Origin of the sequence: Desulfarculus baarsii DSM 2075 (assembly GCF_000143965.1) — a bacterium.
In the GTDB taxonomy this organism is placed as follows: Bacteria; Desulfobacterota; Desulfarculia; order Desulfarculales; family Desulfarculaceae; genus Desulfarculus; species Desulfarculus baarsii.
In genome coordinates this window covers 1303034-1317440 of sequence record NC_014365.1, presented here as the reverse complement: position 1 = coordinate 1317440, position 14407 = coordinate 1303034, and the positions used below count along the sequence as shown (strand labels likewise).

The following is a 14407-nucleotide window of genomic DNA, read 5'->3' as shown; positions in this document are numbered from 1 at the left end:
ATTTCCGCGGGGCTCAGAAGCAGGCCTCGGGGATCTCCAGGGCCGAGGCGTCCTCTTGCTCGAAGGCGATCTGGCGGGCGAACACCGCCGGCAAGACCCGCTGGCAGAAGAACCTGGCCCCGTGCATCTTGCCCCGATAAAACAGGCCGTCGGCCGAGGCCGGATCGACGGTGGCCAGCTTGCGCCGGGCCACGAGCGCCTGCTCCAGCGAGAGCGAGGCCATGACCACCTCGGCCAGGCACTCCAAAAAGGCCGTGGCGTTAAGCGGTATGAAGCCGATGCGACCGTCGCCCAGATAGTTCAGGAAGCCGCCGGCCATGAAGCCCACCACGCCCACGGCCCGGCTCAGCAGCGAAAAGCATTTGCCAAAGTCGGCGTCGCCGGCGTTGTCGGCGCAGAATGTCTGGATGTCGGCCAGCGCCCCCTGAAACACCGCCCCGCCCTCCAGACCCAGCTTGCGGCCGACCAGGTCCAGGCTCTGGATATAGTTGGTGCCCTCCCAGATGGACAGAATCTTGCAATCGCGCACGTACTGCTCGGCCGGGAAGCCGTTGCAATAGCCCGCCCCGCCAAAGACCTGCAAGGCCTCGCGGGTGAGCGAAAAGCCGAAGTCGGTGCAATAGGCCTTGACCAGAGGCGTGTAAAGCTCGACCAAGCCGGCGGCCTTTTGCCGCGCGGCCGCGTCGGGCTCGAAGCGGGCCACGTCCATCAGATAATAAGTCTTGGCGATCAGCGCCCGCATGGCTTCGGTGCCGGCCTTCATGTTCAAAAGCATGCGGCGCACGTCTTCGTGGTTGATTATCTTGACCCGCTGGCCCCGGCGATCGGTGAAAGGCGGGCCTTGCACGCGGCGCTTGGCCCAGGTCCGGGCGGCGTCGTAGGCCGAGGCCGACAAGGCCAGGCCCATCAGGCCCGTGCCTACCCTGGCCTCGTTCATCATCTGGAACATCTTGGCCATGCCCGTGTGCGGCTCGCCCAGCAAGATGCCCCGGCATTGGTCGGACCCGCCGAAATGCAGCGCGCAGGTGGCCGAGCCGTGAATGCCCATCTTGTGCTCGATGCCGGTGCAGACCACGTCGTTGGGCCGGCCCAGAGCGCCGTCGGGCTCGACCCAGATCTTGGGCACGATGAACAGGCTGATGCCCTTGGTGCCGTGGGGCGCGCCCTCGATGCGGGCCAGCAGCAGGTGGATGATGTTTTCGGTCAGGTCGTGATTGCCGGCCGAGATGAAACGCTTGCGGCCCTTGATCTTGTAGACGCGCTTATCGGGCGAGTCGGGGTCGGGCGTGGCGCTGGTCTCCAGCCAGCCCACGTCCGAGCCGGCCAGGGGCTCGGTCAGGCACATGGTGCCGGCCCATTGGCCGGAATACATGCGGGGCACGAACAGCTCGCGGTCGGCCTCGGTTCCAAAGGCCTCGATCAGCCTGGCGTTGCCCGAAGTCAGCAGGGGGTACATGTTCAGGGCCATGTTGGCGCCAAAGAAATATTCGTTGGCCAGGCCCGAGACCACCGCCGGCAGGCCCAGGCCGCCCCAGCGACGATCGTTGGCCATGGCCAGCCAGCCGCCCTGGCGCAGGGCCCGCCAGCAATCGTGAAAAGCCGACGGAACCTTGACCTCGCCAGCCTGAAACTGGCAGCCTTCCCGATCGCCATCCTGCATGGCCGGGCCCAGGCACTGGTTGGCCACCTGATGAGCCTGGGCCATCACCTGGTCGATGTGCTCCACCGAAAAATCGGCAAAGGGCTCGTAGGCCAAAAGCTTGGCCACCCCCAGATGCTCGTGGAGGAGAAACTGTGTGTCGCGGGGGTCGCGGTTGAAATGATTGACGCCCATATCACCACCTTTGTTGCGAGGCCGGCGGGCCGCTTGGCAAACGATAACAGTTCATAACAGAATAGCCTAACGCCCTCTTCGTCGATGCACAAGCCCATATGCGATGCGCCGGGGCATGCCGACCGCCTTGGGCCGCGCCGGCGCTTTTGGGCTTGACGCGAAGCTATTCAATAAAGATAATGAATACTGCTTTCGCCAATTTTGGCTTGCCAGACGGCCGAGCCAAAGGCGTACAATTAACCATGGTCCGATAGGCTATCGCCTGGCGCGGCGATGGCCGGCTCCATTGGGCATTATCGAGGAAAAGGCGGTGCGTATGGACGTGTTGATGCTCTCACGGCTGCAGTTCGCCGCGGCCACGTTTTTCCATTTTCTCTTTGTCCCGCTGACGTTGGGCCTATCGATCCTGGTCGCCATCATGGAGACGATTTACGTCAAAACCGGCGACGAACAATACAAGCGCATGGCCAAGTTCTGGGGCAAGCTGTTTCTGATCAACTTCGCCATCGGCGTGGTGACGGGCATCACGCTGGAGTTTCAGTTCGGCACCAACTGGTCGCGCTACTCCAAATACGTCGGCGACATCTTCGGGTCGCTGTTGGCGGTGGAGGCCACTGTGGCCTTCTTTCTGGAGTCGACCTTCATCGCGGTGTGGGTTTTCGGTTGGGAGCGCCTTTCGCCCAAGGCCCACGTGGCCACCATCTGGCTGGTGGCCGCCGCCTCCAACATCAGCGCCTACTGGATCATCGCGGCCAACGCCTTCATGCAGCATCCGGTGGGCTACGTGCTGCGCAACGGCCGCGCGGAGTTGGACGACTTCATCGCCGTGGCCACGCAGAAATTCGCCGTGCTGCAATTCGCGCACACGCTCAGCGGGGCCTATATCCTGGCCGGATTTTTCGTGATGGGCATCTGCGCCTATCACCTGCTGCGCCGACAAAACGTCGAATTTTTCAGCCGGTCGTTTCGCCTGGCCCTGAATTTCGCGCTGATCTTCAGCGTGGCCGCGGCCATCACCGGCGACCTGGGCGGCAAGGAAGTGGCCCAGGTCCAGCCCTCCAAGCTGGCGGCCATGGAGTCGCACTGGCAGACCCAGGAGTCGGCCCCGATCTATCTGATCACCGTGCCCCGGCTCGGCGGCGAGGGCAACATCGTCGAGTGGCTGCCCATCCCTGGGGCGCTGTCGCTTTTGGCCTTCAACGATTTTGGCGCCAAGGTCGTGGGCCTCAATGACATCCCGCCCGAGGATCGACCGCCGGTGTTGCCCACCTTCCTGGGCTTTAGGCTGATGGTGGGCCTGGGCGCGCTGTTCATCGCCCTGACGGTGTGGGGCTGGCTCAAGCGCAAGCAACTGGTCGACAACCCGACTTATCTGAAGATCATGCTCTGGTCGTTGCCCCTGCCCTATCTGGCCAACGAAGCCGGCTGGATGCTCACCGAGGTCGGTCGCCAGCCATGGATCGTCTGGGGCCTCATGCGCACTTCCGAGGCCTTCAGTCCCATCGCCACCTCCCAGGTGGCCATCAGCCTGGCCGCCTTCATCGTGGTCTACGGGTTGTTGGGCGCGGCGGCGTTTTATCTGTTGGCCAAACACGCCAAGCAAGGGCCGGAGATGGCCGCCGCGACCGCCGGCGCGCGGAAGGAGGGCTAGAGCCATGTTGGAGACGATCTGGTTTGTGCTTTGGGGCGTGCTGTGGGCCGTCTACTTCATGCTCGATGGCTTCGACTTCGGCGTGGGGACGCTCATGCCCTTTTTGGCCAAGGACGAAAACGAGCGCCGCGTGCTCTACAACGCCCAAGGGCCGTTCTGGGACGGCAACGAGGTCTGGCTGATCACCGCCGGCGGCGTGACCTTCGCCGCCTTCCCCACCACCTACGCGGTGATGTTCAGCTCGCTCTATTCGGCGCTGATGCTGATCCTGTTCGCCCTGATCCTGCGCGGGGTGACTTTCGAGTTCCGCGGCAAAGCCGAGGGGACCGCTTGGCGCGGGCTGTGGGACGCTTGTCATTTCATCGGCAGCGCCGCGCCGGCGCTGTTGTTCGGCGTGGCCTTCGCCAACATCTTCGCGGGCATTCCCATCGACGCCGATGGCGTCTACCAGGGCACGCTGCTGACGCTGTTGAATCCCTACGGCCTGCTGGGCGGCGCGTTTTTCCTGGTAATGTTCATGTACCACGGGGCACTGTGGCTGACCGTGAAAACATCCGGCGACCTGGAGCGCCGGGCCCGGACGGCGGCCTCGGGCCTGTGGGTGGCGCTTTTGCTGCTGGCCGTGGCCTTTTTAGTCTACACATGGTTCGCCACCAACCTCTACGCCAACTATCTGGCCCATCCGCTGCTGTGGCTGATCCCGGCGCTGGCCGTGGCGGGGCTGGTGCTCTCGCGTCTGAGCATTGGCTCGCCGTGGAAGGCCTGGGGCCTTTCGTGCCTGACGGTGGTCGCCTGCACGCTCTTTGGCGTGGCCGGGCTGTTCCCCAACATGCTGCCCTCCAGCATCGATCCGGCGGCCAGCCTGACGGCGTTCAATTCGTCGTCGAGCCCGCTGACGCTGAAAATCATGCTGGGCGTGGCCCTGGTCATGGTGCCGGTGGTCATCGTCTACCAGGCCTGGGTCTACAAGCATTTTTCCCACAAGATCACCGACGATCAGCATTTGGCCTACTAACAAAACGCCCCGACTCCGGCGGGCGGCCCTCCCGAACGACTCGGGAAAGGCCGCCCGCCTTTTTCTCCGCCGCGCGCCGGGCAGGGCCGCGCAATTAGGCTGGCGGCGCGCTTGGCGACGGAATAGAATAATATATTGGCTGGATTAACCCGCCACGGTCGCCCCACCGACGGCGATACGAACACGCACCGCGGTCAAGGCCGGCGCATGGACTTGCACGTCGATATAAAAACGCTCTTGCTGGCCATCACGGTGGTGGATTTCTTCCTGGCCGCCGCCATGATCATGTTCTGGAAGGTGCGCAAGACCTACCCCGGCTTCGGCCTCTGCGCCGCCAGCGCCCTGACCATCGCCGTCACCTACCTGCTCTTCACCATCCGCGGCCTGGGCGCGCCGCCGACGCTGGGCGTCGTGCTGCCCAACGTGCTGGTGGTGCTGACCTCGGTGCTGCGCCTGGAGGGCACCAAACTTTTCCTGGGCTGGTCTAGCGTCAAGCGCCTGAATCTTTGGTTATGGCCCGTGCTGGCGGTGGCCTATTTCTGTTTTTTCACCCACGTCCAAAACGATATCCTGGCGCGCACGGCCGGCTCCAACATCTTCATGATCTGCATCGCCCTGCGCCTGACCTGGCTGATGGCCACCAAACCATCGGGCCAGGGCAAGGGCCCATACTACCTGGCCGCCCTGGTCTTCCTGGCCCTGGCGCTGATGTTGATCATCCGGCTAAGCTACATGTTCATGGACCGCCAGGTGGCCCAACAACAGTTCATCATGGGCGTGTTCAACGCCATCGTGCTGATCGTGGCCGTGCTGGTGGAGTTGAGCTGGGCCTGGATCTTTCTGGTCATGAACAGCCAGCGCCTGGAGCAAGAGATCACCAGCGCCCAGGAAAAACTCATCCTGCTGGCCGCCAGCGATCCCCTCACCGGCCTGGTCAACCGCCGCCGTTTTCTGGAAATGGGCCAAGCCGAGTTGGAACGCTCGCTACGCTACGGCCGGCCCTTGGCCGTGTTGGTCATGGACGTCGATCACTTCAAACGGGTCAACGACTCCTTCGGCCACGCCACCGGCGACCTGGTTCTGCGCCAAACGGCCCAGGCCTGCCTTGCCGTGCTGCGCGAGCCCGACGTGCTGGGCCGCCTGGGCGGCGACGAGTTCGCGGCGCTGCTGCCCGAAACCACCCTGGAAGGCGCCCTGGCCCTGGCCGAGCGGCTGCGCCAGGCCGTTGGCGGCCTGCGGCTGGATTATCGCGGCCAGGCCGTGCGCACATCGCTGAGCATAGGCGTGGCCGCCATGAAACCCGACGACACCCCGCACGGCCTCATCGAACGGGCCGACGCCGCCCTCTACAAGGCCAAACACCAGGGCCGTGATCAAGTGCAAGCCGCCTGAACGCCCGCCAAAAACAAACCGCCCCCGCCCCCGACGGTCGGGGCGAGAGCGGCTGGGTTCGTCATGGCCGGCGCGGCTCAGGCGCGGCGACGGCGCAGCACCCCGGCCAGGCCCAGGGCCGAGCCCAACAACAGCAGGGCCGTGGGCTCGGGCGTGCCGGCGCTGGGCACGACGATCTGGCCATCGACGTTGACGTTCTGCGCGCTGGGCTTGCCCTTGTTCAGGGCGTTCATGATCTGGTTGCCGCCCGAGTCGTGATCGAACAAGGTCAGCGAAAATTGCGACGGATCATCGCCCAGGTAGGTCGAGGTGATGAAGCCGGTCAGGGTCAGCGAGCCGCCCCGCGTCCCGTCGAAGCCAAAATTGAGCCCGGTCAGGGTCAGCGAGCCGAAGTCGTCGCCGCCGGCGTTGATGCTGTTATGCTTGCCGAAGCTCTCGGCGATGGTCAGTTGCAATACCTGGTTGATCGAATATTCCGTGCCCAGGGCGAACGATTGGCCATCCTTGGGGTCAACGCCCGTGGCCTCGTAGATGTTGAAGTTCTCCATCCAGAGGTACTTGTCGTTGAGCTCGGCCGTATCGGAACTGGTCATCTCCAGCCAGCCCAGATGCAGCCAGCCCGGCTCCTTGGTCGAACCCCAGTTGACCCGGCCGTCGGGCAGGCCGGTGTTGTTCTTGTTGGGCTTGTACTTGTCGTTGCGGCCGTGCACCACGCCGTCGAAGCTGCCCCCCGCGCCAGTTCCGGCCAGATCGATGGTGCTGGCCAAGGCCACGCCGGCCATGGTCAGCGACAAGGCCAGGGCCATCAGGATTATCAAAAGCTTGCGGCTGGCCATTTGTTCTTCTCCTTCGCGACGCGGCCCTTGCGGCCCGCGGAGTTCTCATAGTCCTCTATAATGTAATATTAAGCTGGACCAGCGCCAAGTAAAGAGGCAACCACTGCAAAACGGTGGGTATTTTTGCCTACCGCCGTGTTGCCCAAAAGTCACACGCCGCGATAGTACTCCCGGCCGTCGTGGCGCTCCAAGCCCATCAGGCCGGCCGCCCGCAGGCTGGCCACCAGGTCGGCCGCCGCATCGCCGGCCAGGCCCAGGGCGGCGGCGATGTCTTCGATGGTGCAGGGCCGACGCCTGGTCATTTCCACCGCCTGACGGGCCAGGTGGCCGTGGTCGCCGACGGCGCGGGCCCGGGGCGGGGCGATGACCTGAGCCGGCGGGTCAAAGGCGGCGGCGATGTCCGCCAGGCGCTGGTCGTCCACGGGCCGGAAACCGGCCACGGCCGGCGGCCGCACGATGGTGTTTAGCTGCACCGCGTCGGGGCCGATGGCCTTGGCCGCCGCCATCAGGCCGGCCAACTCCCCTGGAGTGTCGTTGAGGCCCTCCACCAGCAGGATTTCCAGGATGAACTGGCCCTTGAACTGGCGGCGCAAGAGCTTGAGCCCCTCGATCATCGCCGCGGCCGACAGGCCTTTGGCCGGTCGATTGACCTGCTGAAAGGCGCGCTGGCTGACCGCGTCCAGGCTGGGCACCACCACCTCGGCCTGGCAGAGCTCGTCGCGCACCCGCTCGTCAAAGCAGAGCGTGCCGTTGGTCAGCACGGCCACCCGTCCGGCGTTCATCTCGCGCAGCCGCCGCAGGACCAGGCCCAGATCCAGGTGCAGCGTCGGCTCGCCGCTGCCGGCCAGGGTGATGTGATCGGGCGGGACGTCCAGTTGTTCCAGGCGCTTTCGCACCTGGGCCAGGACGTCCTCGGCCGGACGAAAACGCCCGCGCTGGGTGGTCTTTTGGGTGGTGGGGCCGCACTCGCAATAGACGCAGTCGAGCGTGCAGGTCTTGGGCCACAGCAGGTCCACGCCCAGGCTCAGGCCCAGGCGCCGGCTGGGCACCGGCCCGAACACGGCCTGATCGTCGCTTTGCCGGCTGGTCAGACTCATGGCTTCTCCTTTCGCCGATGATCGCCTTAACCATATTCCCGCTCACGGCCCTGTCAAGGGGCCGGGTTTACAGGCCTTGGGGCCAAAGGTAGACTAAGGCCCATGCAGTTTGTCGGCCTTTCATTGCAATCGCCCTTTTTCGCCGCGCCCATGGCCGGGGTCAGCAGCCCGGCCTTTCGCCTGATGGCCAAGCGCGGCGGCGCGGGCCTGGTTTACACCGAGATGATCTCGGCGGTGGGCCTGGTCCGTGGCCACAAAAAAACCCTGGAGCTGTGCCTGACCCTGCCCGAGGAACGCCCCGTGGCCCTGCAACTTTTCGGGGCCGACCCCGAGATCATGGGCCGGGCGGCCGCCTTGGCCAGCCGGATGCCGGTGGACCTGATCGACATCAACATGGGCTGTCCGGCGCGCAAGGTGCGCCGTCAGGGGGCCGGCTCGGCCCTGCTGGAAGACATCCCCCGCGCCGCCGCGGTCATGGCCGCCGTGGCCCAAGCGGCCAGCCTGCCGGCCACGGTCAAGCTGCGCCTGGGCCCGAGCGACGACGATCTGGAGCGCATCGTCCCGCCGCTGTTGGCCGCCGGGGCCAAGGCCGTCTGCCTGCACGCCCGCACCACCCGTCAGGCCTTTGCCGGTCAGGCCGACTGGGCGGCCATCGCCCGGCTGAGCGCCTGGTGCCCCGTCCCGGTGATCGGCAACGGCGATGTGCGCGGCGAGCAAGACGCCTTGGGCATGCTGCGCCAGACCAACTGCCAGGCGGTGATGATCGGGCGCGGGGCCATGGGCGATCCGTGGATCTTTGGCCGAGCCGCCGACCTGCTGGCCGGCCGCGCCGTCGAACGCGCCAGCCTGGCCCAACGCCGTCAATCCTTGCTCCAGCACACAGAACTGGCCCTGAGCCTGGGCGGCGACAAGCTGGCGGCCCATTTCGCCAAGCAGTTTATGATGTGGCACGCCAAGGGCCTGCCCGGCGCGGCGGATTTCCGCCGCCTGGCCTGCCAGGAGCGCGAGTTGGGCCGTCTGCTGACGCTGTGCGAGGAGTTTTTCGATCAACTGGCCGCGCGACAAGGGGAGCAGGCGGCATGAAAGTTGTGTTGGCCAAGACGGCCGGCTTTTGCATGGGCGTGCGCCGAGCGGTGGATATCGCCCTGGCCGAGGCCGATCGCCACGAAGGGGCGATCTACACCTACGGCCCGTTGATCCACAACCCCCAGGTGCTCGAATCGCTAAAGCAAAAAGGCGTGGCCGTGCTGGAGGAGATCCCTCCGGCCGGAACCGGCGGCACGGTGATCATCCGGGCCCACGGCGTGCCGCCTCAAGACATGCGGGCCCTGGCCCAGGCCGGCTTCGCGCCGATCATCGACGGCACCTGCCCCCACGTGGGCCGCGTGCAGAAAATCATCGCCAAGGCCGCCGACGGCGGGCAGGACGTGGTCATCGTCGGCGACCGCCAGCACGCCGAGGTGCGCGGGCTGCTGGGTCACGCCCGCGGGCGGGGCCAGGTGGTGGCCTCGGCCGAGGAGGTGGCCGGTCTGCCCCAGTTGCAACGCCCCGTGCTAGTGGCCCAGACCACGCAAAACGAAGCTGTCTTCGCCCAGGTCCAGGCGGCCATGCAGGCCCGTTTCCGGCAGGTGGAGGTCCACGCCACCATCTGCGCGGCCACCCATCGCCGCCAGGAGGAGGCCCGCCGCCTGGCCGGCCTGGTCGACGCCATGGTCGTCGTCGGCGGCCGCAACAGCGGCAACACCGCCCGCCTGGCCCAGGTGGCCGCCGCCAGCGGCAAGCCGTCGATCTGGGTGGAGACGCCGGACGAACTGGATCCGGCTCGCTTCAGCGGCCTGGGCACGGTGGGCGTCACCGCCGGGGCCAGCACGCCCAACTGGCTCATCGAACAAGTCGTGGCCGTGCTGGAGTCCCTGTAGCGCCCAGGCGCTCAGCCCCCGATCTCCCTGGCCCTGCGGTCGAAACGATGGGCCACCAGCAGAAAAAAGTCCTTGCCCAGATGTCGCCGCTGGCCGCGCAGCCGCTCCTTGGCGCGCGCCCACAGATCCTCCAGCGCCGGTTGATCGGCGACCTGGTTCAACTCGCGGGCCAGTTGGTCCAGGATCGCCCCGCGCAACCGCTCGACGTTCATGTCGAAAAGGTCGCGCAGGCTCTGCTGGCGATCGCGGCCGAGGGGCAGTTCCAGGCCCTCCTCCCAGGCGGACTCGAAGATGGCCGCCAGCCGCTCCAGGTCGTCCTCCTTGGCCATGGCCTCGCCGACCCGCTCGAGCATGGAAAGTCCCAAGCGGCCCAGGGTCTCCTCGAAGGCGTCCTCCAGGCGTTGCTGGTAATCCAGATTGCGGTGGGTGGTCAGGCGCAGGTTGCGCAGTTCGTTGTGGTAAAGCTCCTTGAGCTCCTCGACCGATGAGGCCAGGCGCACGGCCTCGATCTTGCGCTCCAGGCTGGCCGCCGGCGAAAGCTCCAGCAACACCAGATGGTTTTCATAGTCGTAGCGCAGGGCCAGGCTGCGGCTGGCGGCCAAGGCCATGTCCAGGTCGGCCCGCGGACCGATCAGCAGGGCCGGGTCGATGGCCGTGATGGCCTCGTTGACCACCTCGAAGCGCCGCTCCATGATCATGGCCAACGGCGCGAAGCTGACCTTGACCGGCCCGGGGCTGAGGCCCTGCATGGCCATGCCGGCGGCCATGCCCAGCATCAACAGCCTGATCTGGTTGGCGTAGGTCAGGCGTTCGGCCGCGCCACGCAGCCCGGCCAGGCGCATGGGCCGGGCCGGGTCGCTGAGGGCCTCCAGGAGTTGGGTCTGAATCTCGTCGGGCAGGGCCACCAGGCCGCGGTAAAGGCGCATGCCTTCGTAGAGGTCGCGCTCGAAGCGGGTCACGCCGATGGAGCGCAGGCCCTTGAGCCGGTAGATATAAGGCGCCGGCACCTGATGGCGCAGCATCAGGATATCCAGGGCGTCGGTGGTCAGCAGGCCGCGCAGTTTGAGCAGGCGGTCCAGCCCGGCCTGGCGCCGGCCTTTTTCCAGCCACTGGGCGCGGTCTTTTTCCGGCAGCTTGCTGGTTTCGAGCAGGTTGCGCAGGCTGGTCGAGGGGGCCAGGTTGGCCTGGATTTCGCGGTAGTGCTCGAAGGCCACCATTTGCTTGGCGAAATCGACGATCTGGGCCTCGTGGGCCTGGCGGGCCGACCTGCCCTCGCGGCCCAGGCGGCGCAGGCCCTCCAACAGGCGCACGAAGCTCTGGGTCAGATCCTCGGTGAGCAGGCCTTCCTTCCGGGCGGCGGTGCGGATGATCGAAAGCAAAAACAGCGCCTCGACCAACAGCGGGTCGCGCCGCTGCAATAGCGGCTCCAGCGCGCCCAGGCAGGCCTCGCCCATGATGATCTGGCGGGGCGTGTCCAGGTGCTCCAGCAAAAACAGCAGGTCGTCGCTCTGGTCTTGATCCAGGCCCAGGCGCTGGGCCACCTGGGTCACGCGCCGGACGTCGGGGCGCTGGTCGGGCGCGGCGTCTTGGTGCAGGAGCACAGCCAGCATCAGCAAGCGTTCCATGGCCGGCTGCTTTTGCAGCAACTGGGCCAACGAGGCCGCCAAGGCCTGAAATTGGCCCCGGCTGACGCCGACGATGCCGGCCGTGGCCGGGCCGAACTCCTGGCGGGCCATCTCGTGGCTCAGCTCCATGTCCTGGAACTGGCCCACGTCGCGCAGATGCAGGGCGCTGAGCTTGCGGGCGGCGGCCAGGCGGCGCTCGGATTCGGAATCGCCGGCTCGGCCGCTGAGCACCCGCCCCACCAGGTTGGGGCAACATCGCACCAAACGGCCCAGATTTTCGGCGAACACGGCCACGTGAAAGAGCTGATCGAGCAGATAGTCTTCCAGCCGGGTGAACAAAAAATCGTAGCGCCGCCGCATGAACGACATCGCCTCGCCGATGACGCCGCCCTGTTGGGCGCGCAGGAAATTGGCCACCGCCGCCACCCGGCGGTCCATCTCGGCCAAGCGGCGTTCGCCGACCTCGGGCAAGGCCTTTTGCTCGGCCTCGGCCAGATCTTTTTCCAGGCGCTCCAGTTCTTCCTCGGCGTCGACGAACTGGGGCGTCAGCGCGCCGGTGCGGCGGTCGATGGTCAAATAAAGGCCTGAATCAAGAATGTAGGCCTCGCCTTTTTCGGCCATCTGTTCCTTGAGCCCGTCGAGCCAAGCCGGCGCGAGGTCGTCCACCCGCAGGTTGAGCAGGGCCGACCGCAGTTTTTCCTGGCGGCGGGTCAGGCCCGTGCCGTCGCCGGCCTTTTGCAGGGCGTTGAAGTTGATCAGGCGGCGTTCGCTGGTGTTGACGCAGATCCACAGCAGGGTGAAGCCGGCGGCGGTGCCCAGTTGGGGCAACAGGCGGCCGCTGCCGTGCAGCTCCGAGTTCAAAAGCGCCCGGAAAAAATAGGGTCGCGCCGTGGAGTCGGCGGCGTAGTGCCGGCCCACGAATTGGCCCATCTGACGCAGCAATTGAACCACCTGGCCAATGGCCTCCAACCGGTCCGGGTCGAAATCGGCCATTACTTCCTTGAGCCTGGGGCCGGCCATGTCCAACTGCTGCCAATCGTCCAGATGATCGAACAAATTGAAAATTTTGAGCATCTTGCGCGTGGCTTTGGCCTGGACGCCGCCGAACCGGCTGATCTGGGCGTCCAGCAGCACGTCCCAGTCCAACTCGGGGTCGGTGACCACGCGCACGGCCTGATCATAAAGATGAAACAGCTCCTCGACCTGCAACGGGCCCAGCCCGCGCTTGCCCGCCGAGACGCTCTCGGCCACCGACAGCAGCCGATACAAGCGCAAGATATCTATGGCCTCGTCCAGGTCGCGGTAGCGGCCCAGATCGGTCAGCGGGCGCAGCGATTGCTCGGGCAGCTTGCCGAAGGTCACGCGGCTCATGGTCGAGTGGCCCAAAACGATCAGGTAGAGCTGATCCAGCGGGCCCTCTTCCAGGCCCATCAGCGACAGCTTGGCCAGGTTCTCCAGCACCGGCGTCTGCGCCCCCAGAATGCCGCCGGGGTTGAGGCGCTCTTCCATGCGCCGCAGGCGGGGGGCCTGCTCCACCAGGCGCAGCACGTCCTTGAACTGGGGGTGCTTGCCGATGTTTTCAAAGGGCTTGCGCAGGCGACTCAGTTCCAGGCCGGGCAGGCCGTCCACCTTGCCCAGGCGCACCTGATCGAGGTATTCCAGCACGCCCAGCACGTAAGCGAACGAGTTTTTATATTCGGCCAGCAGTTCGCGGCGGCAGCCGGCCAGATGCCGCCAGGCCACCTGGCTCTCCAGGCTGGCCAGGCTCAGCGGCGGCTGGCGGCGGCGGCCCTGCAGGGCCACCAGCGTCTCGGGCAGATCGCCGTCGAGTTCGTAGTGGCGCTGCCACTCCTGGCGCTGCACGTCGGGCAGGGTCGAATCCAGCCGGTCCAGATGAAAAAACGTGCCGAACCAGCGCCGCCACTTGGCCATCACCCGCTCCACCGAGCCGCGCGGCAGGGGCAGATCCTGGTGTGGCAGACGGTCGATTTCGGCGGCGTCGACCTCGGCCAGGGGCCGGCCGCCCAAAAGGGTTTCCACCGTCTCGTGGTAGAGACCAAGGCCGGTGATGAAGGCCTCGAAGTCGAAGCGGCTGACCAGTTGCACCGATCCGTCCTCGGAGGCGTAGCGCCGCTTGGTGCGATAGACGTGGCTGAAAAGCAAAAAGCGTTTGAGGTCGATGGGCTGCTTGAACTTTACCTCGATGGCCTCGCGGGTGGCGGCCAGGGGTTGCTCGCACAGGCAGAGCACCTCGCCCTCGGGCGAAAGCATGTCGTAGATCTGGCTGGCGGCGAAATGGCCGAACGACTCGCGGTCGTCCCTGGTCTGGGGCAGGGGCTTGCCCTGGCGCGAAAGTTGATCGAGGATCACCTCGCGGGGGTCGCCCACCACCACCACCGCACCGCAGAGCCCGGCCAGGTCGGCCATGTCTTCGAGGGTGCGCGGCACGCGGATGTCGATGTGGGGCATTTTGGCCTGCAACTCGGGCAGCAGCAGGTCGCTCTCGGCGGTGACCAGGCCCAGGGTGGTGGTCTCTTTCAGCTTGCGGGCCAGCAGATCCTTGACGAAATCGTCGATCTCGTCGGTGATGGCCTGCACCTCCACCAGAAAGTGGGCCACGAACTGGCGGGGGATCAGATAATAGGGCTCGCCCCTGCTGGTGTAGCGGATCAGCAGGCCCAGGCTCTTGAAGATGTCGTTGAGCGGGCGATAATGCTGCTGGACCTGCTGGGGCCGGTCCATGTCGAGGGTCTCGATCAGCGCGGTCTCGTGATCGCTGAGCAGGCCTTGCTCGTAGAGGCCCAGGCCATAGGCGTTGCCGCCGAAGCGGTCGGGCAAAAACGGCGGATGGTCCTCGGCCGCGATGGCCCCAATGGGCACGTCCTCGGGGTCGATGCCCAGCTCGGGATAGCTTTCCGGCGGAATGAAGCGATAGAGCCCGGTCAGCCGCTTCATCCCGGCGGGTAGGTTTTCGCCGCCTTTTTGCACGGTCATTTCGATTCGCCCGGAAGAGATACAACTTGTGATGTTAGCCTCGT

Annotated in this window: 9 protein-coding genes; 5 read left to right on the top strand and 4 right to left on the bottom strand. The window is 65.9% G+C overall.

What is annotated here, in order from left to right:
* Positions 1 to 13: 13 nt before the first annotated feature.
* Complete coding sequence (locus DEBA_RS05850; protein WP_013257994.1) at positions 14 to 1834, bottom strand: acyl-CoA dehydrogenase; 1821 nt, start codon at positions 1832 to 1834, stop codon at positions 14 to 16.
* 316 nt (positions 1835 to 2150) lie between these two features.
* Here DEBA_RS05850 and DEBA_RS05845 point away from each other — a divergent pair, with 316 nt between their 5' ends.
* The 3 genes from DEBA_RS05845 to DEBA_RS16880 all read left to right on the top strand — a co-directional run bounded on the left by DEBA_RS05845 (position 2151) and on the right by DEBA_RS16880 (position 5892).
* Positions 2151 to 3485, top strand: coding sequence for a cytochrome ubiquinol oxidase subunit I (locus DEBA_RS05845; protein WP_013257993.1), 1335 nt, complete (start codon positions 2151 to 2153; stop codon positions 3483 to 3485).
* Positions 3486 to 3489: 4 nt separating this feature from the next.
* Entirely contained in the window at positions 3490 to 4500 is a 1011-nt protein-coding gene (gene cydB, locus DEBA_RS05840) for a cytochrome d ubiquinol oxidase subunit II (RefSeq protein ID WP_013257992.1), read from the top strand.
* A 207-nt stretch (positions 4501 to 4707) separates the two neighbouring features.
* Complete coding sequence (locus DEBA_RS16880; RefSeq protein ID WP_013257991.1) at positions 4708 to 5892, top strand: GGDEF domain-containing protein; 1185 nt, start codon at positions 4708 to 4710, stop codon at positions 5890 to 5892.
* Between the two features lie 77 nt (positions 5893 to 5969).
* On the opposite strand, the gene DEBA_RS05830 is transcribed toward DEBA_RS16880, so the two are convergent.
* Complete coding sequence (locus DEBA_RS05830; protein WP_013257990.1) at positions 5970 to 6728, bottom strand: PEP-CTERM sorting domain-containing protein; 759 nt, start codon at positions 6726 to 6728, stop codon at positions 5970 to 5972.
* A gap of 149 nt (positions 6729 to 6877) precedes the next feature.
* A complete protein-coding gene (locus DEBA_RS05825; protein WP_013257989.1) occupies positions 6878 to 7825 on the bottom strand; it encodes a radical SAM protein in 948 nt (315 codons plus the stop codon).
* Between the two features lie 102 nt (positions 7826 to 7927).
* On the opposite strand from DEBA_RS05825, the gene DEBA_RS05820 reads away from it, so the two are divergent.
* The gene (locus DEBA_RS05820) at positions 7928 to 8908 is read left to right on the top strand and encodes a tRNA dihydrouridine synthase (protein WP_013257988.1); all 981 of its coding nucleotides are present in this window, start codon (positions 7928 to 7930) and stop codon (positions 8906 to 8908) included.
* Complete coding sequence (ispH, locus tag DEBA_RS05815) at positions 8905 to 9744, top strand: 4-hydroxy-3-methylbut-2-enyl diphosphate reductase (RefSeq protein ID WP_013257987.1); 840 nt, start codon at positions 8905 to 8907, stop codon at positions 9742 to 9744. The genes DEBA_RS05820 and ispH overlap by 4 nt, the downstream gene beginning before the upstream one ends.
* An 11-nt stretch (positions 9745 to 9755) precedes the next feature.
* Here the strand turns inward: ispH and DEBA_RS05810 are convergent, their stop codons facing one another.
* Positions 9756 to 14363, bottom strand: coding sequence for a hypothetical protein (locus DEBA_RS05810; RefSeq protein ID WP_013257986.1), 4608 nt, complete (start codon positions 14361 to 14363; stop codon positions 9756 to 9758).
* Between the last annotated feature and the right edge of the window lie 44 nt (positions 14364 to 14407).